Source organism: Methylomonas sp. 2F7 (assembly GCF_057126975.1).
Genome location: NZ_CP195203.1, coordinates 408,470 through 431,074, shown reverse-complemented (window position 1 = coordinate 431,074; position 22,605 = coordinate 408,470). Strand labels below are relative to the sequence as shown.

General features: G+C 53.6%; 17 protein-coding genes and 1 riboswitch. Of the genes, 4 read left to right on the top strand and 13 right to left on the bottom strand.

Annotation, left to right across the window (positions count from 1 at the left end; all coding sequences use genetic code 11):
• Nucleotides 1-25: 25 nt before the first annotated feature.
• The 8 genes from ACR64Q_RS02065 to ACR64Q_RS02030 form a co-directional block, all read right to left on the bottom strand.
• On the bottom strand, nucleotides 26-535 hold the full coding sequence (locus tag ACR64Q_RS02065) for a hypothetical protein (protein ID WP_313733423.1): 510 nt from the start codon (nucleotides 533-535) through the stop codon (nucleotides 26-28).
• Nucleotides 536-679: 144 nt separating this feature from the next.
• Nucleotides 680-1,261 (bottom strand): cohesin domain-containing protein, encoded by a 582-nt coding sequence (locus tag ACR64Q_RS02060; protein ID WP_313733422.1) that lies wholly within the window; start codon nucleotides 1,259-1,261, stop codon nucleotides 680-682.
• A 117-nt stretch (nucleotides 1,262-1,378) separates the two neighbouring features.
• Nucleotides 1,379-3,169 carry a hypothetical protein gene (locus ACR64Q_RS02055; RefSeq protein ID WP_313733421.1) on the bottom strand — a complete coding sequence of 597 codons (1,791 nt, stop codon included), beginning with the start codon at nucleotides 3,167-3,169 and terminating at the stop codon, nucleotides 1,379-1,381.
• Entirely contained in the window at nucleotides 3,169-4,029 is an 861-nt protein-coding gene (locus tag ACR64Q_RS02050; RefSeq protein ID WP_313733420.1) for a hypothetical protein, read from the bottom strand. The genes ACR64Q_RS02055 and ACR64Q_RS02050 overlap by 1 nt, the downstream gene beginning before the upstream one ends.
• Before the next feature lie 69 nt (nucleotides 4,030-4,098).
• Nucleotides 4,099-4,875: a hypothetical protein gene (locus tag ACR64Q_RS02045; RefSeq protein ID WP_313733419.1), complete on the bottom strand. Its 777-nt coding sequence runs from the start codon at nucleotides 4,873-4,875 to the stop codon at nucleotides 4,099-4,101.
• A 72-nt stretch (nucleotides 4,876-4,947) separates the two neighbouring features.
• Nucleotides 4,948-5,026: riboswitch (cyclic di-GMP riboswitch) on the bottom strand.
• Nucleotides 5,027-5,104: 78 nt separating this feature from the next.
• A complete protein-coding gene (locus ACR64Q_RS02040) occupies nucleotides 5,105-7,636 on the bottom strand; it encodes a TonB-dependent siderophore receptor (RefSeq protein WP_313733418.1) in 2,532 nt (843 codons plus the stop codon).
• Between the two features lie 237 nt (nucleotides 7,637-7,873).
• Entirely contained in the window at nucleotides 7,874-8,899 is a 1,026-nt protein-coding gene (locus ACR64Q_RS02035; protein WP_313733417.1) for a FecR family protein, read from the bottom strand.
• Nucleotides 8,900-9,045: 146 nt separating this feature from the next.
• Complete coding sequence (locus ACR64Q_RS02030) at nucleotides 9,046-9,564, bottom strand: sigma-70 family RNA polymerase sigma factor (RefSeq protein WP_313733416.1); 519 nt, start codon at nucleotides 9,562-9,564, stop codon at nucleotides 9,046-9,048.
• 334 nt (nucleotides 9,565-9,898) lie between these two features.
• Between ACR64Q_RS02030 and ACR64Q_RS02025 the strand changes: the two genes are divergently transcribed.
• The 4 genes from ACR64Q_RS02025 to ACR64Q_RS02010 all read left to right on the top strand — a co-directional run bounded on the left by ACR64Q_RS02025 (nucleotide 9,899) and on the right by ACR64Q_RS02010 (nucleotide 15,053).
• Nucleotides 9,899-11,599, top strand: a complete 1,701-nt coding sequence (locus ACR64Q_RS02025) for a glycoside hydrolase family 17 protein (protein WP_313733414.1) — start codon at nucleotides 9,899-9,901, stop codon at nucleotides 11,597-11,599.
• Between the two features lie 101 nt (nucleotides 11,600-11,700).
• A complete protein-coding gene (locus tag ACR64Q_RS02020) occupies nucleotides 11,701-12,498 on the top strand; it encodes a transglutaminase domain-containing protein (protein WP_020483318.1) in 798 nt (265 codons plus the stop codon).
• An 86-nt stretch (nucleotides 12,499-12,584) separates the two neighbouring features.
• Nucleotides 12,585-13,895: a hemolysin family protein gene (locus ACR64Q_RS02015; RefSeq protein WP_026603335.1), complete on the top strand. Its 1,311-nt coding sequence runs from the start codon at nucleotides 12,585-12,587 to the stop codon at nucleotides 13,893-13,895.
• Nucleotides 13,896-14,123: 228 nt separating this feature from the next.
• Nucleotides 14,124-15,053, top strand: a complete 930-nt coding sequence (locus tag ACR64Q_RS02010; protein WP_313733413.1) for a 2OG-Fe(II) oxygenase — start codon at nucleotides 14,124-14,126, stop codon at nucleotides 15,051-15,053.
• 230 nt (nucleotides 15,054-15,283) lie between these two features.
• Here the strand turns inward: ACR64Q_RS02010 and ACR64Q_RS02005 are convergent, their stop codons facing one another.
• The 5 genes from ACR64Q_RS02005 to ACR64Q_RS01985 all read right to left on the bottom strand — a co-directional run bounded on the left by ACR64Q_RS02005 (nucleotide 15,284) and on the right by ACR64Q_RS01985 (nucleotide 22,492).
• The gene (locus ACR64Q_RS02005; RefSeq protein ID WP_313733412.1) at nucleotides 15,284-17,161 is read right to left on the bottom strand and encodes a potassium transporter Kup; all 1,878 of its coding nucleotides are present in this window, start codon (nucleotides 17,159-17,161) and stop codon (nucleotides 15,284-15,286) included.
• A 226-nt stretch (nucleotides 17,162-17,387) separates the two neighbouring features.
• A complete protein-coding gene (locus ACR64Q_RS02000; protein WP_313733411.1) occupies nucleotides 17,388-18,035 on the bottom strand; it encodes a MarC family protein in 648 nt (215 codons plus the stop codon).
• A 7-nt stretch (nucleotides 18,036-18,042) separates the two neighbouring features.
• Nucleotides 18,043-19,002, bottom strand: a complete 960-nt coding sequence (gene dapA / locus ACR64Q_RS01995; protein WP_313733410.1) for a 4-hydroxy-tetrahydrodipicolinate synthase — start codon at nucleotides 19,000-19,002, stop codon at nucleotides 18,043-18,045.
• A gap of 25 nt (nucleotides 19,003-19,027) precedes the next feature.
• A complete protein-coding gene (locus ACR64Q_RS01990) occupies nucleotides 19,028-19,726 on the bottom strand; it encodes a response regulator (protein WP_020483324.1) in 699 nt (232 codons plus the stop codon).
• A 24-nt stretch (nucleotides 19,727-19,750) separates the two neighbouring features.
• Nucleotides 19,751-22,492 (bottom strand): DUF4118 domain-containing protein, encoded by a 2,742-nt coding sequence (locus ACR64Q_RS01985; RefSeq protein WP_313733409.1) that lies wholly within the window; start codon nucleotides 22,490-22,492, stop codon nucleotides 19,751-19,753.
• Nucleotides 22,493-22,605 lie beyond the last annotated feature (113 nt).

Here is a 22,605-nt window from a genome sequence, read left to right as displayed (position 1 = left end):
TTCGCGTTGCTTACACAATCTAACCTTATTCGTTGGCGCCTCTCCAAAATCGCCACCATGGCCGCCTGTGAACAGGCACGGCGACTGTGTTGAACCATGACTCAATAGGGAGAAGGAGTTCAAGATGCTTCTTAAGCGCGGAATTCAGATGCCTGATCCAGATCTCGCTTTCCTTAGCGTCTAAGAATACTAGTAGCTTCTCGGTAAGCGGATCTTTCTGGTAGTGAAAGACCGCGTTTCGAAACAGTCGCAAGGCGTGCACCATTTCCTCATTAGAGAGAAGTTTCTCGACTTCTACTGATTTGTGATCAAGAGCGCGATAGCCTTCGATCACAACGTACAGAAGCGCGTACCAAATCTGTAGTCGCATAAACGCTGAATGAGCCTCGGCAAAAGCAGCGAGGTCATCTGGAAGTCTTTTCGTCGTTGTTTGGCGTGAACTTTCTGGTAGCGGTGCTGAGACAACTTGCTTAATGCTGTCAGCTATGCACCAGTGCTTGTGCAGTGCGACGAGTTCTTTACTCGGATTGGGCATGAGGCGCCTAACAAGTGGTTATAAAGTTTCCGTATATCACCCAAGCCCACGCTTAGCAACAAGCCCGCATGAAGTGCGTCTAAATCTAGGCTATTCACCGAATTGTCTCCCGGATTACGCTTCGCTTCATCCCGGCTACATTAGCTAAACCCTACGCCGCCTCAAAACCACCCACAACCCACCAACCATCGGCCAAAACATACTCGGCAACGGCACGGCGGCGACAGCGTTGATAGTAAGCGGCGCTAAGTTTGCCGACAAGCCATCACCCCCGGCATCCGCCAAACCGTTAATCAGTAAATCGAGCTGACTGCTACCACCGCTCAGTACATTGAAACGAATAATCGCCAATGTAAAGCTATCGGCTTGCAGGGTTTGTAAATCCGCCGCGTCGTCCAAGGACGACTCGAACAGGTTCAGCACGCCGGGCGCAAGCAAATCGGCGGCGACACTGTTTCCACCCAAATCAAACACATCCAACTCGTCACCCAGAAGCGGGTCGCCGAAAGCCACGCCGGCAAACACCAAATGCGTCGGATCGAACTGAATATTGAAATCATACGTTCCTAACGCAGCGTCGCCCAAGCCGGAAATGCTCAGGCCGATTTCAATGGCGTCGGCGGTTTGGCTAAGCGGCGTGAAATGTAAATCAATGGCAGCATCGGCGACACCGCTGGCCGCGTATAAAACTATGCCGGCGAGGCTGGCTTTGAGTTGTTTCATCATTGTTGTTAATCCTATTTTCGGCATCCTGGTTTCCCGCGTGCGCGGGAATGACAATATATGTTCGGTTCGTATAATCGGCTGGGGGTATCGATTGCTGACCGATTGGCACCGGTCTGGTTACACAGCACAGCGCGACCGCGTACAAAGTAAGGTAAGCTTGCGCAAATCCAAAACATTGATCACGCCGTTTTTGTCCAAATCGCGCGGATCGTTTACGCCGAAAGCCGGTTTGTTGCGGGCAGCAATGACCACGTTCAAATCCAGTTGATCGACATCGCGGTCGCCGTCCAGATCGCCTTTTACCGTGATGTTCTCGCAGCTATCCGGTAGATGATTCAAATTAGTATCGCCGCTGAGCCGGTTTTGAATATCCAGCACATCCGATTTGGCGTTGTTATTACAGTCTGGGAACACGTTCAGGTAATACACATCCTGCTCGCCGTGGTAGGTGGCGGTGTAGGCGATGTGTGCGCCGTTGGCGTCGGAGACTAACTGGGTGTAATCACCCATTTTGTCGCTTTGTCGCTCTTCGCCGTTCACGATGTTATACGGCAGATGCGTATTGAACACGGGCGTGACCGCCTGGTTTTTGCTCCAGGTTGCGCCGCCATCCCAGGAGTAGGCGTAGTAAAGCTGGGAATAGCGATACGGCGCGCTGCCGCTGCCGTTACGGGTGTCGTACCACACCGCGTCGATGCGGGAATTGGCCGCGACACTCAGCATCGGAAACCATTGATAAGCCGTGGCGCCGGGTCGGTCGTCATTCACGCGTACCGGTGCCGACCAAGTGGCGCCGCCGTCTCTGCTGCGCACGAAATGTATATCCTGCGGATCGTCGCCCGCTTGCCAAGTGTAGGGCGTGACATGCGCCAGCAAGTAAATATTGCCGCGCAATGGCCCGGCAGAACGGTCGGCAGCGATTTGCACATCACCGTCGCCGCCCAACGGATTGGGTAACTGCAAACTCGGCGACAGGAACATCATGCTGTGGCCGCCCATATCGACTTTTTGCGCGGTAAAGGTGGGTGAAGCTGCGGGGTCTTTGGCATCAACCGATTTCAGGAAATAGTGCCCGCTACGCACTATGCCTAAGGCATTGACGGACAAAATCGTTTCATCGACGCCAAATAAATAAACCTCGCCGTCCGGGCCGATGGCCAGCCGGCCAAAACCGAAGTTTGCCACCGGCAACGCCGCATCCGGCTCCTGGTAACTCAAACCACCATCCGTGGAACGGCTGAAATATTTTGGTACATAGTTAGGGTCGGGGTTACTGTCGGCCGGCCGCCGCCAGGTGCTGTAAATATGCCCGTCGCTGGGACCCCCGGTTTTATCGATGGCCAGCCAGTTCTTGTCGCCTTTAAACTGATACACCGGCTCCGACCAGGTCACGCCGCCGTCGCTGGATTTAAACACCGACGTGCTATCCGATATCGCCAGGGACTGGTAATAAAAATTCCCCTGGCCATCAACCTCCAACACCGGATCGGTGCGGGTTTGCAGCGGCAAGGCCGGCAGCATGCCGGTACCCCAACTGACGCCGCCGTCGAAGCTATTGGCATAGCCGCCGTGTTTGACGGCAGTGGGCGGCGAGTCGAACTTACGCCAGCCCACAACGATATTGGCGGGATTCAGCGGATTCAAGGCCAGCGTCGGTTCGTTGCCTTTGTCACCGACAATGTTTTGGCCGCCGGCATCGACATTGACCTGATGACTACGATACTGTCCAAAGCTTATTACCGGGGAAGGCCCTGCCTGCGCGGCTGTCGTCAATGTCAAACCGATGCCTAGGCCTGCCGCGATTTTTATCAGCCTGACGTTACGAAAAGACGGTGTGCGCCGTTCGCCAGGCTCGGAGCACACAGCAGTTCGCGGCCGAGTCAATCCTGCAACTTCATCCTGTTTCATTACACCATCTCTCTTTTAGAACGACCATTCAGAACCAGTCCAGCCAAGCCACTGGCAAATAGCCATACCGTCATCGGCACCGGTACGGCCGCCGGCGTTTCTCCCGACACCACCGTGGTTTGAAAGCTGAAGGTGCCGATACGGGTATCGCGCAAACGGGCGTCGCGAGCGCCCAGATGATCGAAGCCCCACCCTAAACCCAGATTGCCGTTGAGACTTAAAGTATCCCCGACTATTGCGGTGGTGACATCAAACAGCTCAAAACCGCCCGCATCGAAACCTATATGATTAGTAATCACCCAACCGGAACGCCCGGGCGTAGCCGCTTCAAGAGCAGGATCGTATTCCAAGGTCATGTCGCCCAACAACACTCTATTGGTTGGTGGCTCGACGTCCACTCTAAACCGCATGACGCCGCCCAGACCGATACTACCGCTGGCAGTGCCGAATAAATTGCCGGGCTCGAACGCGAAATTAGTATTTCTGTTCTGCCGCCCGCCCGGATTAACTATCGGACTCAACCCGTTGACACTAAATTGCAGCCCGGTCGCCGGAATTTCATCGGATACCAGATCGTATAAATCCGGAGCATTGCCGTCCCGCAACTGTACAAAGGTTTTTGATGCGGCCGAAGCATCGTAAAACTCTTCCAGATAAATAGAAGGCCGGCAGCAAATCGGAAAGTCGGCGGTGGGTGTGTCCGGATAGTCATTCACATCGACGCTGGCGATTAGCACATCGCGGTTTAGGTTAAGGACCAGCGCACCGCCGTTTACTGTCGCGGCGTGGGCTTGGCTGATCGACAATACACTGAAAACGGCTAATAGCCAGGCAGATGATCTAAGGTTATTGATTTTCATAATGTAGCTCGTATTGCGGAAGTTCTTGGCCCTGGGCAAAACAAACATTCGCCCAGGGAACTTTAGGGTCTAAGCCGCGACAGAGGCTTTTTTGCGACTTGCACCCAGCAAGCCCAGCAGACCGCTGCCGAACATCCACACGGCCGCAGGCACCGGCACAGCGGACGGCGCCAGGCTAAAGGTACCGACCACGGCATTGGTATTGGCACCAACCAAACCGGCCCACAAACCGGTCCATTGCAAATCGCCGCTCAGCAGTAATTCGCCATTGCTGTTCAGCGACTCGGCGACGTTGGTCAGCTTCAAGAAATTTTGGTAGCCGAAACCGGTATCAAAGGTTTTTATATTCCAGGTGCTCCCGGTTTTTACCAGGCTAAAGTCGTAGGGCGTCAAAATGCCGCTGCCGCCTTGGCTGGTCAACAACCAGGCGCCGTTCAGACCGATTTGACCGATCGAGGTGTTGCCGGCGTCCATCGTTGTGGCTTGTTCGGTACGGCCATAGGGACCGGCAGCCGGATAGCTGTTGGTCGTGGTGTTGCTGTTAACCGCAAACGACATCGCTGTGCTAGCGGTTGCCGATAGCGCCGTTCCGCCGTTGGTTGCGCCGGTAATGCCGAGTAAGTTATCGCTGGCGCCCCAATGTTTCGCGACAATCCAGCCATTCGGATACCCGCTGCCGACATTGACAGATGCCGCCGCAAAAGCGGCATTGTTGATGGTGATGGTGGCATCGCCGCTAACTTGTGCAGCGCTCGCTGTTGCAGGCGCTAAAACGGCGGTCAATGCGCTGAAGGCTAACAGGCCGGCGCTTGCCAGTTGAGTGCGGTTGTAGTGCAAGATTGTCATTTTTTATTCCTTAATAAATTACGGTTAAAGTTAATCTGCAAATCGCCAGCCCGAATTTAGGGCATTTAACTTGCAGGTAACCCGGCTGTCTTAATCTCCAAGACCCGTGGCTTTCCGGCTCCGTCTCGCGGCGGATGTGGCATGTTTGTCGCGGTCCTTACGACATCACTCTAAGTCCCTGAGTGAGGTGCTCCTGAAAAACTCCTGTGGCAAATAGATAACGACGGCATCAATACTTGATCGAAAGACTCAGGAATCCCGCGCGGCCGGGCGCGGGCGCCACCCGGCCCTCGAAATAGCCGTAGGGCTGAAAATAATCCTCATCGCTGAGATTCTTGACGGTGGCCGCCCATTTGAAACGCCCGGTTTCGTAAGCTAACGCCGCGTCGAAGCTGTGGTAGCCGGCGGTTTTGAAGCGGTTGTCGTCGGACAAATACGCCCCGGCACGGGCATAAACGCCGAAACCCAAGCTAAAGCCTTGCAGCGCATCCTGCTGAAAACGGTAATGCGCCCAGAGCCGCCCGGCATCCTCCGGGACTTGGGCTAAGCGAGTGCCGGCAGCCACCCCGGCTTCGTCGTCCATGAACTGGGCGTCGGTATGCGCATAGTTCGCCAGCACGCTGAAGCCCTCGACCGGTTGCCAGAGCAAATCCATTTCAACACCGCGCGAGCGTTGCTGCCCTGCGGCGACCGAACGCCGCTGAAAATCGCTGCTGTCGGTAACCGCGACCTGGCTGCGCTCGATTTGATACAGCGCCAATTGGCCGCTGAATTGGTTCGCAACATTGAATTTCAGGCCGGTTTCCAGATGGTTGGATAATTCCGGTGCCGGCCTATCGACAAAATTCACAAAGGGTTGACCGCGCATGCCTTCGCTGTAGGAAACAAACCAGGAAACCTCGTCGTTCAGATCAATCACGCCACCGAGTCGCGGCAGCCATTTCAGCGTATCGGTTTTAGCGTGTACCCCGGTTTGCGCATTATTAAAATCGATGCCAACCTTGCCCAGCCTGACACCGGACAGCCAATGCAAACGCCGGTAGAGCGTGCTTTGCCACTGGAGGTAAGCGCCGTAAGTGATGTTTTCGATGAACTGATTTTCCAGGCCCGGCCCCGGCACAGCATAAGGGGTGTCAAATATCGGCGCCCGCAGATCGACCGTACCGACACCCAAACCCAAGGGGCCAAAATCGCCCTCGATAAAGCCTGCATCGCGCAAGCGACTGTAATCCGCGCCCAGCAACAGATTGTTTTCGCTCGGACCCAGCTTGAAATTACCCTGCAAATTGCCCAGCACGCTGCGCTCTTGCTGTTGTTGAAACAATTCGGCATTGACCAATGCCCAGCTCGATGCCGGTAGCAAGGGCCGGTCCGCGATGAGGCCATCGCTGCCGAACAGAGTCTGAATTTTCTCGTCGAATTCCGAGTGCGCATAGCGCGCCTTCAGATTTAAGCGCCAGCTCCGATTGATGCTCCTTTCCAACGAGGCCCACACCGCATCGGCATTCGAATGACTATCGGGCAGATTGGCCGGCCCCAAGAACAGGTCGGGCCGGGTAGCAAAATCGCCGGCAATGCTGCCGGTGGCGGGCAAACCCTGATACTCCGGTTGCTGCCAGCGCGACAGTTTGGCTTGGAACGTCAAACGGGTTTTATCGTTATCGGTCAGCGTCAAAGCCGGATTGATGTTGAAACGCTTAGTTTCAATCGTGTCGATGCTGTGTCTGGCGTTGGTATATTCACCCGTCATGCGCAACAAAATATTGGCGTTTAGCGGTTGATTGACATCGAAAAACGGCTGATAAAAGCTGTGACTGCCGATTCTAAAACCCGCTTCGCCGAAGGCTTTGGCCTGCGGCAATTTGGAAAGCAGATTCACCACCCCGCCCACCGGTGAGCCCGAGCCGCCGCTGTAGAGCAAGGCGTTAGAACCCTTCAGCACTTCGATTCTTTCAATATTAATGGTGCTTTCCCGGTCGCCGGGGTTGTAGTACTGGGTAAAGCCGTCCATCAGTTGTTCGGAACGAAAACCGCGAATCAATGTACCCTCGATAACCGGACTGTAGAGTTCATTGCGCGCCACTATGCCGCTGACATTGACTAAGGATTCGCTGACGTTGATCGTTTGCTGGTCGTCTAACAAAGGGCGGTTAAGCGCATGCACCGACTGCGGGATTTGCTTGATTGGCGTGTCCGTTCCGGTAGCGCTGGCAATATGCCTGACGGCATAGGTCCGCGCCTCGTCAAGCATCGGCTCGGTGAGGATTTCCGCACCGGCCTCCCCCATTTTCGAACCCACGACAGTCATGGCATCCAGGGTAACGGGCGGCAGGTTAGATGACTCCGTTGCCGTCAGGCTGCGTTCCAAAGTCACCGTATCGGCATCGATAAAACGGTAGGTAAAGCCGCTGCCATGCAACAAGTGTGTTAATGCCTGCTCCGCCGACATTTCACCGCGCAGCTCGGGACTTGCTAGCTCACGCAACATGTCCGCTGAAAAAATCAATTCCAACTCTGCTTGCGCGGCAAATTGAATCAACGCGTTATTTAAGGACTGACCGCTGATGTTGAAGTGACGGATAACTTCCGCGGCAACCGCCTGGCTGCTGCTCAATTGTCCGCCGGCCACCACCAGCCCAATCAACACCCAGGTATCGACGCCGACACGGTTGCCGTTCAGCGCATAGCAAAGATATACGGCTGGCCGATGCCATACGCCGACTGCAAGCTGGTAGCGAAAATCGTTAATCCGTGCTTTCAAGATCCGTCCTGTCCGAAAAAAAATGTTTCTCAACATAGAAGTCGTTTCAGCACAAAAATCGATCACAAAAATTTAACTATTTTCGAAATTAGGGAGTCGAAGCGGACGGTTTGAGCTTATGCGCTCGAGCTTTCGACTCCAAATTAGAGTGGCATCGTCGTTCCCGTCTGTGCGGGAGCGACGATGTTCAAGGGCTGGGTTGACGAAATATGCACGAAGGGTTTCCGCGCCAAAAACTCAGCGACGCAATAACACCCACCAGGGACCGATACGGGTTTCTTGCAAACCCAGCGCTATGCGCACCGAGGAAAGCGCCTCATCGGGCGTATCCAGAGAAAACACTCCCGTCACCCGCAGATTTTTAAGTGCGGCATCGGCGAGAAATATCCGCCCGAAGCGATAGCGCTCCAACTCGCTTATCAATTCGGCTAAAGGTCTATCATTGATCACCAGCCGATGTTGCTGCCAAGCGGACTGTTCCGCACCCACGGCCCGCGGATGCGGTAACGGCAGTTCGGGGTTGTAGCGCAAACCTTGGCCTTGTGCGACGGTAACGTCTTTCTCTCGACCGGCGACGCTGACCGCTACGGCATGCTCCTGGACAGTCACCTCGGTATGATCCTCTGCGGTTTTATACACTTCAAACACGGTACCCAACGCGCGTACCGTCAAGTCGTCGACCACCACTTCGAAAGGCCGCCGACTATCCTTTGCCACCGTAAACTGCACCTGGCCGTGGTGCAAAACGATACGCCTGGCCGCGGCGGTGAACGCTACCGAAACAGCGCTATTGGTGTTCATCAGCAAACGGCTGCCGTCGCTGAGCTGAATCTGGCGAATTTCGCCGGTTTGCGTACGGTAGTCGCATAAATAATCGCTAAATAAGCGCGCTTGCTGCGGCATGATCAGACCAATCGCCAGCAGCCACATCGCAGCAAAGGCAAGCCCGGCAGTAAACCAGGGCCGGCGCGATTGGGGTTTGGCTGGCTTGATTTTAGCGGCGCGGAGTGTCACCGGGGCGATTTGCCGAGACGCTGGTTGTTGGGCCTCGGCCTGTCTGGACTGGTTGCCGGCCAGCACCATATCTCTGAACAAATTCTCCGCCTCGGTAAACGCTTCGGCATGCAAGGGGTCGCGGCTCAGCCAATCGGCGAACGCTTCGAGTTCCGCATCGCTCAAACTGTCGTCGCGCAGACAAACCAGCCAGGCGATGGCCTGATCTTGCATACTTGTATGAGCGGATTTGTCGGACGGCGCGGGCATGCGAGCTCCAATTAAGCAGGGGTATTATTGATAAAGACGTGCGAGGCACGAAAGCGATCATAGCAAGACGGGCTTTGCAAACAAGCGGCAGGCGTTAACGGCATCGGTGTGAAGCAGGTTGCGGAAAAATAATGCGGGCGTTTTGTTCAATCGGCCAGTTGCCGGGCGCAATGCGCCATGGCTTTGGCCAGCAACTTGTTGACCTGGGACTTGGAAATCCCCAAGCGTTCGGCAATTTGCGTATAGGTCAGGCCATCGACCCCATGCAGCAAAAACACGCTACGACAGGCTTGCGGCAACTCGTCCAGCGCATCTTGCAATGCGGCCAAACGTTGTCGACCGATCAACACCTGTTCCGGCGGCGCGGCGTTACCGGGAATAGTTTCAGCCAGCGCATCGAAATCTTCGTCAGCGCCGTAACGGTCCCTGACTATGGTTTTGCGCTGATGGTCAATGGCAAGATTGATCGCGATCCGAAACGCCATAGCTCGGGCATTATCCGGCGGACTTTTTTCGGCAATCTGCCGTAAACCCAGATAGGTGTCATGGGTTAATTCGGCGGCAATGTCCGGGCATTTCAAGCGTCCGGTCAAAAAACGCAATAACTCATCGGCCAAGGACTCGGTCCAGAACGCGGAAATATCGGTCAATGGCTGTGCACTCATGCGTATCGGAAATATCCAAAGCTTTATTCAAAAACAGCGACTGGCTGATACCCCACCAAAATGTCGCAGCGCAGCCTTGCGTCAGAGCGTTTGCAATAATTGAACCAAAGACGCATGCTGCTTGGCAGGCCCCACCATACATGCTGCCTGGCTTTGAACCTTGCTTGCTTGCAATCCGGGAATGCGGCAAATAACTCGCGAAATGGCCGGCAGATAACATAGTTTTATCCAGAATCGCCGTCTGCCTTACCGACTTTGATTTTTAGCGCGCGCCAAGCCTGTATAATCCCCGCAAACCCACGTATTTATTCACTCAGCTTAACCATCCCCTGTCATGCGCCCCACCAATCTGCTGTTCTGCCTGGTTTTCATCGTTGTCGTTCACGGCGCTATCGCCTGGAGCCTGAATCGCCCGCAGGACGCCGGGGTCGATGTGCCTTCGGGTAAATTGCGCAGCTTGTCGTTTGCGCCTTATCGGGAAGGTTTTAGTCCGATAGAAGAAAAATTTCCGTTGCCGGAGCATATCGACGCCGACCTCGGATTGATTGCAGATAAAACTCATACCATCCGCACCTACTCGATACTGGGCGGCATGCAACCTACTCCCGAATTTGCGCGCAAACACGGCGTGGAGATGATTCAAGGCGGCTGGCTGGGCGATGGTCATGACAGCAATAAAAAGGAAATCGCCGCGCTAATCGAATCGGTGAATGCCAATCCGGACGTGGTGAAACGGGTATTGGTCGGCAACGAAGTTCTGCTGCGCAAAGACATGGATGTGGACAAACTGATCGGCTATATCCGCCAGGTCAAACAGGCGGTGAAACAGCCAGTGTCGTATGCGGATGTCTGGTCTATTTACTTGAAATACCCGCAACTGATGCAGGAAGTGGATTTCATCACCGTACACATTCTGCCCTACTGGGAAGACGAGCCGGTGGCTATTGAAGATGCCGCCGGACATGTCGAGAAAATCGTCAAGCAGATCGAAGAAAAAGCCCGCAGCATGGGCCTTAACAAACCGATTCTGATCGGCGAATCCGGCTGGCCGGCCGCCGGCCGGCAACGCGGCCAAGCTGTGCCCAGCGTGGTTAACGAAACCCGCTTCATCCGCAGCCTGATCGAAGTCGTGAACCGGCACGGCTTGGACTACAACATCGTCGAAGCCTTTAACCAGCCCTGGAAAAGTCATAACGAAGGCGTAGTCGGCGCGAATTGGGGCTTATTGACTATCGACCGCGAACCGGTGTTTCCGCTGACCGGCCCGGTTTACGAAAACCCGGACTGGTTGCTGCATTTTGCCTGGGCGACCGGCTTGTGGCTGTTACTGGTTTCAGTCTACTTCAAAAAATTATCCGAATTGTCGCTGCCGCGCCTATTAGTGTTTTTAGCCTTGGCCCAAGTGTTTGGCGTTTGCCTGGTGACGCTGGCGGATTTTCTGTGGTTTACCAGCTATAGCATCTGGCAACAGGCTTACACCATCCTGTTGGTGGTAGCCAACAGCCTGTTGAGCGGCTTGTTGCTGCAACGCTGTTATGCAATTTTAGCCAACCAAACCGCGCTGCCGGCCCTGGCAAACCGCTTGAGAAGTGCGTATCTGTTCTTCGTGTTGCTGGCGCTTTTTAAAACCTACAGTCTGGCGTTCAACGGCCGGTATCTAAGTTTCCCTGTCGAGCAATTCGCGATTCCGGCCTTTGGCATCTGCGGATTGATGGTCTGCCTGTACCTCGCCCAGCACCGGCTACACTGGCAGATGCTGCGCTTCGACAGCCTGTCCGGCGGTGATTCACAAACGCCCCGCGACCGCTTATTGGCGTATTTTTTAAGTTTCGGCACTGTCGCCGTGGTGATAGGCGAGACGCACGAGTTTATGGCTGCCTACGACTTTATCCAAGCGCATCCGGGCTTTAGCGAAGGTTTACCGGTAGCCCTGGGTTACACGTTTTACAATCAGCAACTCATGGCTTGGTTGCTGTGTATACTGGTGCTGTCGATCCCGTTCTGGCCCCTCCGCTCAGGCAAAGCCAAGATTTAGCACGTACGATCAATGTTGCTCAAGCGGCTGGCTCCGGCAACGCGCCTATCGGCGCGTGCCCCAAGGCTAATTTTTCGGTAATCAACACAAGGACACCCCATATGTGGCTGCGCACTAGTTGCGAAATAACCTTCGATGTCAGCATCGAGACTCCGTTCATTTTGATGCTGCGACCGCGCAACGGCGCTAATCAATGGGTAGCCCGCGAGTCGTACACGTTGAATCCGACTGTGCCGGTATTCGAATATACCGACTACTACGGCAATCTCTGCCAGCGCCTGATTGCGCCACCCGGCGAGTTTGCCGTGCGCACCAGCGCCGATATCCATACTAACGAGCATATCGACGTCTGCCCCGGCGCACCCTTTACGGAAGTGCAGAGTCTGCCCGATTCGGTACTGACCTATCTAATCCCGACCCGCTATTGCGAATCCGACCGGTTTATCGATCTGGCCCAGGAAATCGTCGCCGATGCCTTACCGGGTTACGACCAAGTCGCGACGCTGCATCGCTGGCTGCGTGACAATATCCGGTTCAATCCGGACTCGCCGCATTTCCAGCTGTCGGCAGTCGAAACCAATATGGCCGGCGAAGGCGTCTGCCGCGAACTGGCGCATTTGGGCATCGCGCTTTGCCGCGCCTTATGCATTCCGGCACGGATGGTGGTGGGTTATCTATACGGCTTGCAGCCGATGGATTTTCACGCCTGGTTCGAGGCTTATGTGGGCGGTCGTTGGTATACCTTCGACCCGACCCAAGCCGAACCGTGCGGCGGCAGGGTCATCGTCGCTTACGGCCACGACGCGGCGGACGTGGCGATTTTCACCCAATTCGGCCCGGCGCTTTATCCCATGCATATGGCCGCCAATGTCGAACGCCTGCCTGGCCCGCCGGATTAGCGCGCGCCCGGCGGTGCCATCACACATCGAGCAAAGGTGCGGATTCCCGGTATAATGGCGATTCCGCTGTAATCAACGCTTTATTTATGAGTAATCTTGTTCTGGTCGCCTGCGCCTTGTTGCTGGTATTTCTAAACGGCTTCTTTGTTGCGGTCGAGTTCAGCCTGGTCAAACTAAGGCAGACCAGAATCAAGACAATCGAACAAACCGAAGGCTGGCGCGGCCGGATTCTCGCCAAAGTACACAAAAAACTCGATGCCTATCTATCAGCCTGCCAACTCGGCATTACCCTAGCCTCGCTGGGGCTGGGCTGGATCGGCGAACCGGCTTTCGCTGATCTGTTAATACCGCTATTTGCCAAGGCCGAAATCACCTCCCCGGAAATCATCCATAATGTCTCGTTTGCGTTTGCGTTTTGCACGATCTCCTTTCTGCATATCGTCGTTGGTGAGCAAGCGCCTAAATCGCTGGCTATCCGCAATCCGGAAGGCATAGGCCTGTGGAGCGCCGGACCGCTTTACGCGCTGTACTGGTTGATGTATCCGGCCATCTGGTTGTTGAACGGCAGCGCCAACCTGGTGTTACGCATCGCCGGACTTAGCGATGGTCACAACCTCGACAGTCATTATTCCAACGAGGAATTGAAACTGATTCTGCGCTCCAGCCGGGCCGGCGAGAACCTGACCAGCGACGAATGCAACGTGCTGGCCAAGGCCCTGGATTTCGGCAAGTTGGAAGTCTCTGATCTGATGCGGCCGATTCACGAAATTACCGCGCTGTACCAGGGCCAATCTCAACAACAAATGCTGGAAACGGTTTATAGCAGCTGCTTCAGCCGCTACCCGTATTTCGACAGTAACGGTATCGATGTGCTGGGCATTATCCATTTAAAAGATTTGTTCCTGGCGCAACAACACGGCCAGCAAATCGACGATTTGGAACCTTATTTACGACCGATTCAACATATCTCCGCGCATATGCCGGCCCTGGAATTATTCCGACGCTTTACTCAAGGCTCGCCGCATTTTGCCGTCATCGGCCAGAAAGGCCACAAGCCGCACGGCTTTATCACGCTGGACAATTTGTTGTCGGCCATGGTCGGCGAAATCCGCGACGAATTTCGAAAAACCGAAAGCGACTGGACCCGTCAAGATGACGGCAGTTTGCTCGGCAAAGGCAGCTTGCCGATTTTTTCGCTGGAGCGGATTCTAGGGATCGATGTGGAGAACGAAGAACTGGATCTGGACGACGTCGATTCCGTGGGCGGCATGATCCTGGCGCAATTGCGCGACATCCCCGAAGCCGGCGAGCGCATCGCCTTTAACGACTTTGAAATCGTCGTGAAGGAAATGAACGGCCCACGTATCGAGTGGGTGCAGGTTTATCCTAAGCAATAATGTGAAAAGCTCACAGTGTAGCTAGCGACTCAGCCACCCCTTGTAGCCGCGATTAGCGAAGCGTAATCGCGGGAATGGTCAGTTGTAGTTGGATTGCTGCGCCCTTGAATTCTCCCCTCTAAATTAATCAAAACTGAAAACTTGGCGAAACAATCCTAGACGCCGTTTTCCGTAATACTCAAACCTGTATTGCTACCTCTCAATTTGATTCTAATAGGAGCTTAACCGTTGCTCTCGCAGCCCATCCACCACGATACCCCGTTCCCGTTTTTTTATGACAATTCCGCATTTTCTGCGGAGCAGTGCGCTGCGCTTGAAGATTTATTTTTGCAAGACGGTGATTGGCAGCATCGGGATGGGGCGTTTTATCGCTGCTCTCTCAAGGACGTCACTGAGAACATTCCCGCCGCTTTTCAAGCAGGAGTACTCGCTAGAATGCGCGAGATTACCGGATTACCTCTCACGAATCGCGTGTTAGTGACGGCGCAACGTATGCTGCCTGGACAAGTGATTGGCATACACAGCGACCGGCCGCTAGTCGGTTATGAGATTGCCCGACTGGTTGTGCAACTGAATAGGCAATGGCAACCCGAGCATGGCGGGGTGCTGGAATTATTCTCCTCGCCGGAGAGTGAAGCGGTTTTTAGCGTTAATCCTGAGTACAACAAAGCCTTCGGTTTTCTGCTGCACGGCGATTCATACCATGCCGTCACGGCGGCTATTCAGCCGCGACAAACCGTGATCTTCAATTTCTGGCACGCGGCCAATACACCCGAGCTTGCCGAACACGTGCAAAGTTTGTTTGCCGACATGCATTTTTCGGAGCTGCCGGCAGCACTTAACCCTTTGGCCTCGGCTGCGGAATCGAGTCTGCCCGAGGAGACGACATTTCATGCCGGTTTGGCTGCGCTTGCGCTCCATCGCTGGGGCTATGATGAGACTACTGTTATCGCGGGCTACCGGCACAGCGCCGGTCTTTCTGTCTGTGACACCAACGCTGCCGAGACCTTTTCAGCCGTGCGGCTGGCGGATTGGGTTGCGTGTTTGTATCGGGATTCGTTTGACCTGGCCCGTTGGCAAATCTTGCAAGACGAGCTTGAAGGAATGGAAATGTTTACACGCCTGAAGCCTACATGGCAGCATTGTCTGCCGGAATAGAGATGGCCTGACAATGGAAAGTCTGCCACCCATTCCGGTAACGGATTGTCGCAATCGACCATTAGCCGACAGGCAAATATTATCCCTTAAAACGGCGCGGCGGCTGCGCAAAGCCAATAGGGCATCGGTGGTTTTCCTATTTTTTGAAACCGCGATAGATTTTAGTTCGGAAAGAATTGACTTCGTCACCACGATACGAAATTACACATTCCATATGATTATTTGTAATGTTACAACTCAAGGCGAATACCTACCTCAATTACGCGTTCGACCGGAATTTTGAAATATTCGATAGCGCTGGATGCGTTGTGGAGCAAGAATCTAAATAGCGCCCTGCGCCATTTCGGCATGGGGCTTCTCCTGCGAAACGATATTCTCTCGTTACCGATGAAAAACGATGCAGCTTTTTGATCAATTACCAGTCCCTCATGGCTGCATAGCTGGAGTGCGCGACGCACGTCCTGTTCTTCCTGAAAGCCGAAATACATCTTCACCCTATAAAAATTGCCCTCGTCACCGAAAGCGCGAATTTTGATACGGTGAGACTCATCGACGTACGGCTCGTCTTTGGTGACTATCGTCAGCACAATCATTTGCTCATGCAGCGCATGATTGTGTGCCAAATTGTGTAGCAGCACTTGCGGTACGCCATGTAGATTTTTGGCTAAATAAATTGCGGTACCGGGCACTTTGGCTAGCTTCTGGCCCTGAACTTTGTCTTCCAGTTCTTCAAACATCACCCGTTTTTCATCCATGTTTCTGGCCAGTAACTCGCGACCTTTAATCCAGGTGGTCATGATCAGGAACAATACGACACCCACGGTCAAAGGCAACCAACCGCCCTCGGGTATTTTCAGCGTGTTGGCCAAGAAATATAAAATATCCAGGGTCAAAAAAATTGACAGAAAGTTGATACTGGTGACTTTATTCCACCGCCACAATTCCGAAATGACGATAAACGCCAGTATCGTGGTAGTAATCATCGTGCCCGTTACCGCCAAGCCATAGGCAGAAGCCAATGCGGTGGATGATTTAAAACCGGCTACCAGAATAAATACCGATGCCATCAACAACCAGTTCACGGCGGGAATATAGATTTGGCCCATTTCGTCACCCGAGGTATGCAGAATATTCATGCGTGGCGAATAGCCCAACTGGATAGCCTGTCTGGTCAATGAGAATGCCCCGGAAATAACCGCTTGCGAGGCAATCACCGTGGCCAATGTCGACAGAATTAACAAAGGGTAAAGGGCCCAGTTTGGCGCGAGTAGATAGAATGGATTTTCTATCGCATCGGGATGCGCCATTAACAAAGCCCCTTGTCCGAAGTAATTGAGCAGCAGGGCAGGAAACACAAAACTAAACCAGGCATACCGAATCGGCTTTAAACCAAAATGGCCCATGTCGGCATACAGCGCTTCGGCACCGGTAATAGCCAACACCACCGAGCCCATGATTAAAAATCCTTTCCAACCCAATTCACCTAATAGACTAATCGCGTAATAAGGATTGATAGCCTGTAATACTTCAGGTTGCTGGACAATATTGACTAGGCCCATGATCGCTAAGACCGCAAACCAAACACACATGATAGGCGCAAACAATTTGCCGACCGCCTCGGTGCCCCTGGCTTGAATCAAAAACAAGCCCCCCAATACCGCAAAGGTTATCGGCAACACGTAATGCTCCAGCTTTGGCGCGATGATTTGCAGGCCTTCAACCGCGCTCAACACTGAAATAGCCGGTGTGATAATGCTGTCGCCATAAAACAGCACCGCGCCGATTAGGCCGGTAGTGACGATGAAACGGGTTTTTTGCGGATTGTCCTTGGCAGTTTGTAGGGCCAAAGCCAGCAAAGCCATGATGCCGCCTTCGCCCTTATTGTCGGCGCGCATGATGAAAATCGCGTATTTGGTGGTGACGACTAGCGTCAGTGACCAAAAGATCAGCGAAAGCGCGCCAAGAATATGGGTGGTATCCGTCGTTAATCCAGCATGAAAGACTTCCTTAACGGCGTATAGGGGGCTGGTGCCTATATCGCCAAAGACGACACCTATCGCGCTCAGCGTTAATCCGGTTAATGGTTGAGATTTATTGTCAGCAGACATTACAAAAAACCTGTGTAGATCAGGAGAAAATCAAGCAGACCGTTTTTGGATCTGAATCAAATGAAAGGCTCGAAACAATTGGTTTAGCAAACCCGAGTCTTATCAGGAAAAGCGCGCGACTATACGCAATTTCATCTAAAAAAATTGTAAAAATTTGCCCTGTAAACTCGGAAATTTTCGATTCTGACGCTCAAATTGCTGGTTTGGAATCAGTATTTGGCTGCAGTTACGCCAACGGTTTCACCAATATCGGGAAAACAGCGCCCAATCCTTTAGTAATAAACTCCACGGCTATCGACAAAATGATCAATCCAAAAACCCGTGTAATTACATTCATCCCGGTTCTGCCCAGCAAATGGGCTATTTTCTCGGCCATTAACAAGCAGGTCAGAACGATCAAGGCTATGGTGGCGATGACGCAAACGGCCAAGACGTCATAATTCCAGGACGGATTTAGGTTATGGTTGACGATCACGGTACTCATTGCGCCGGGCCCACTGAGCAAGGGAATGGCCATTGGCACGACCGCGATAGACTCTTTATCGACAGACTCGGCCCGTTCCTCCGGCGTGTTTCTGGATCGATCATGCGACGCTTTGACCATGGAAACGCCCATTAACATGATGACTATGCCACCGGCAATTTGAAACGACGGAATGCTGATCCCAAAAAATGCCAGCCAAGTATTGCCGGCAGTGTGTGCAAATAGCAGTGCAGCGCCAACCGACAAAGCACAAACGCAGGCGATACGTCGCCGTTCCTCGGAGCTGCGGTGATCGGTCAAGCTGATGAAAAGCGGGATAGCGCCGATAGGGTCCACTACCGACAAGAGTCCCGCAAGCAATTTGATGTATTCATCTACTTCCACAATCATGGTTCTTTCACGGTAGCTTTTGGCCTTTTATCAGGATGTCATCGATGGGAATATGTGGGGCAGTGAGTTTTGCAGTCATGATCTGAAGTTCGTGCAACAGTGCCGCCATCTTCTCATTGCTAATGCCGGACAAAGGTAAGCGGCATCCACCCACATTAAGACCCAAATGATTCATGATGGCTTTAATGGGTGCGGGATTCGACCCTGACTTTAACAATGCCCGGCAAAAACCATGAATGGCTTGCGCAATAAATTTCGATTGATTTAGTTCCCGGCGCTCGAAACTGGCGACCAGTTCGTTCATCACGCTAGGCATCACGTTGGCCGCCACGGAAATGACGCCCACGCCACCCACCGCAAGAATCGGCAAAGTCAGCGAGTCGTCGCCGGAAAACACCGAGAAAGGCCGGTCAAGTTGATAAGACCGGTAGACAATTTCGGTGATTTGATCGAGATTACCATTAGAAGCTTTTAATCCGATAATAGACGGGCATTTTTCGCAAAGCGCCATGATCAGCTCGACGCCCAACTCGACACCGGTTCGGCTGGGAATATCGTAAAGAATGATGGGAAGACCCACTTTATCCAGTTCTTGATAATGCGCCAGTATCCCCTCCGGGCTAGGCCGGTTGTAATACGGCGTGACAACCAGGCAAGCATCTGCACCTAACTTGGCGGCTTGCTCGGTCCGTCGAACGGCTTCTCGGGTACTGTTCGAACCGGTACCCGGAATGATTTTGAGAGAGGTAGACCGGGCTGCTTCGATTGTTGTCGACACCACAGCTTCCCACTCGTCGTCCGACAAAGTCGGCGACTCGCCGGTCGTGCCGCAAGGAACGATGGCCACCGTACCACTGTTGGCGTGGAACTCGATTAATTCGACAAGTTTTTCCCGGTTGACGGATTGGTCGTTATCGCCATGAAAAGGAGTAACCAGGGCTACAACGGAGCCGTTCAATAGTTGCATAGTGTTTTTATCCTCGATTGAGGTGTTACGAGACTTTCAGTCGATAACCGACACCGGACTCAGTCAGTAACAATTTTGGCTGGGTGGGGTCTGCTTCCAGTTTCTGGCGGAGTTGACTCATGTAGATGCGCAGATAATGGGCGTTCTCCTCGAAAGAAGGCCCCCAGACGTCCTTGAGGATTTGCTGATGGGTCAGGACTTTGCCGGCATTTTTAACCAAGACCGTTAGCAAGCGGTATTGAATCGGGGTGAGGTGAATTTCTTGGTCATCGACACTGACCACGCGATTGAGTAGGTCCACTTTCAGATTGCCGGTGCTGAACACATCAGACTGACTTTGTTCCTGCGGCCTGCTCGCATGCCGCAGCGCCACGCGTATCCTGGCTAACAATTCGCCAAAACCGAACGGTTTGGTCAAATAATCGTCGGCCCCGACATCCAAGGCGTCGATCTTCTGCTGCTCGCTGCTCCGCGCCGATAGAATAATGATGGGCACGGCTGACCAGGCGCGAATAGCTTTGATCACCTCGACACCATCCATATCCGGCAACCCCAGATCGAGTATCAGTAAGTCGGGCTTGCGCACACCAACCTCGACGATACCTCGTTTGCCGGTATCGGCATCAAATACGTTAAAGCCGTGAGTACTGAGACTGGTGCGCAGAAAACGCCGAATGGAGGGATCGTCTTCTATGACAATAATGACAGGATCGGTTTTAGCCATAACAAAACATCCTTAGCGTGGGCATTATTCTTCCGGCTCCACTGTAGGTGGTGTTTGATCCAGCGGCAAGGTAAAAATAAATACCGCCCCGCCGTCAGCGCGGTTACGCGCCACAATCCGGCCACCATGCACCTCTATGATAGCTCGACAGATTGCCAAGCCCAGGCCTACGCCACTTTGCGCGGTCTCATGCCGGGTTTGGTAAAACTTCTCGAACAGCCGCTCTTCCTGGCCCTTGGGGATACCGGGACCGTGATCGGCAACCGCTATTTCCACCGAAGAATCGTTTATCTCGGCCACAATCTCCAGGCCGCTGCCCGGCGGTGTATAACGCACAGCGTTTTCCAACAGATTAATCAGCACCTGTTCGATCATCACCGCATCGGCCAGAATCATCGGTATGCCTTCCGGCAATTTGACTTTCACGGGCCTGCCTAGCAGTTGCGTGTGCAACAGCGTCAACACCGTGCCGATGATTTCCTCGAGCGGATACCACTGCTTGTTCAATTCCAGCACACCGGCTTCCAACCTGGCCATGTCCAGAATATTGTTGACCAGATTCGACATGCGTTCCGCTTCGTCAACAATGCCCCGGCTCAGATCCAATTTATCTTGCGGTTGCAATTGGCCCTTGTCTTCCACCAGCGCACTGGCGGAGCCGATAATCGTTGCCAACGGGGTGCGCAAATCATGGGAAATCGCGCTAAGCAGGGAGTTACGCAAGCGTTCGGCTTCCATTTGCAATTGGGTGGAACGGGCCTGCTCCGAAAAACGGATCCGGGCCACCGCCTGGCCGATCTGGCGCAAAAAAGTTTCCAGTAGTTTCTGTTGCTCAGGTAGAAAAACCCGACGCAAATTGACCGGCAACAGCGCCAACACCCCTAACACTTTGTCTTCGTTATGAATCGGAAAATAAACCGCATCGGCGCCAGGCAAGGTGTTGGTACCATGCCCGGCAATTTCTTTGTGGTCGAATACCCATTGGGCAACACTCAGATCGGCGCCTCTTAATGACACGGCAATACCCGGCTTCCGGGGAAAAACCACCCGGCCATGACTATTGGGAAACAAGATCACATTGGGACTGCTGAATTCCGAGTACAGATGTTTGACGGCGATACGCACGGCCTCGTCTTCCGACTGGATGCTGCTCAACTCTTTACTCATCGAGTACAGCGCCGCCGCCCGTCTTTCCCGATGCGCCGCTACTTTGGCCTGCGAACGAACGTTAATCATCAGGTTGCTGATGACGATACCGACCACTAGCATGGCCAGCAAGGTTATCAGGTACTGACTGTCGGACACGGAAAAACTGTAATAAGGCTGTACGAACAGAAAATCGAAACTACCGACGCCCAATAACGATGCCAGAATAGACGGTCCGCGCCCGAAACGCGTGGCCACAAACACCACGCCCAATAAATACACCATCACCAGATTGGCCAACTCAACATGGCCGAGCAGCAAGCGGCCGACGGCCGTACTCAATAGGGTGACCGCGACAGCCCAGAAGTAACCGCCGTAGCGTTTTTTAGTTTTGGTCGGTATGCGTTGCTTTAACCCCGGCAAAGGGGTCTTTCTTAATAAGGATAACTCGGACTGTAATTCCGTGGTGCGCCCCCGGATTTGAGGGCTACCCAATAGATAAATATTGATGTTGTGAGCATGTGCAATTAACACATCGACGACCGAACCCATTAGCCAGCGCCGCCAGCCCCGCCGACTCGGCTTGCCGATCACAATTTTATTGATGTTGCGCTCGCGGGAGAAACGGATCAGCGCCTCGCTCATCTCCGGTGCGCTGAGGGTAACGGTTTCGGCGCCGAGTTGTTCGGCCAAGCGTAAAATCCGCAAGATGCCGTCGCGCTTCACCGCCGGCATGCGTTGTAATTGCGGTGTTTCAACATACGCCACAATCCATTCGGCACGCAGACTAGTCGCCAAACGCTTACCGGCCCTCACTAATCGCTCGGCCAAATCATTGGGGCCGATGCAAACCAAAATGCGTTCGCTGACCTGCCATACTTCGCGTATTGCATTGTCTTCGCGATAATCCAGCATCTGCGCGTCAACGCGATTGGCCGTTTGCCGCAAAGACAATTCTCGCAAGGCAATCAGATTACCTTTACGAAAGAAGTGATTGACCGCTTCCTGCGCTTGTTGCGGCAGATACACCTTGCCTTCTTTCAGTCGCAGCAACAATTCGTCCGGCGGCAAGTCCACCAGTTCCACTTCGTCGGCTTCTTCAAATACGGTATCGGGCACGGTTTCCCAAACCCGTATGCCGGAAATTTGACCGATGTCGTCATTCAGGCTTTCCAGATGCTGCACATTGAGCGCTGTGTAGACATCAATACCGGCCTCTAGTAGTTCGTGTATATCCTGCCAACGTTTCGGGTGCCGGCAACCCGGCGCATTGGAGTGCGCCAACTCGTCAACCAAAATGATGGCTGGCCGGCGCTTTAGCGCGGCATCGATGTCGAATTCCTGCAGAACGGTGCCTTTGTAATCGATCTTCCGGGGTGGCAGAATTTCCAGTCCATCCAGTAAGGCTTTGGTTTCCTTCCGACCATGGGTTTCCACGACACCAATAACCACGTCTAGGTTCTCGGAACGTCGCTCTCGAGCCGCCAATAACATCGCGAAGGTTTTGCCAACGCCGGCAGCAGCGCCGAAGAAAATCTTCAACCGGCCGCGTTTAGCTTTGGCCTGATCCCGCTCGACGCGGGCCAGGAGTTGGTCGGGATCGGGTCGTTCTGCATTCATCGTCGCCTTCCGGTGTTAGCTGCAAGTTGGATGTCGGTATAAAAAAGAGCTATCGCAGATGGACATTTAGCTCACATATTTCTAATGGCGTAGCAGGAATTCCTTTCTATTCG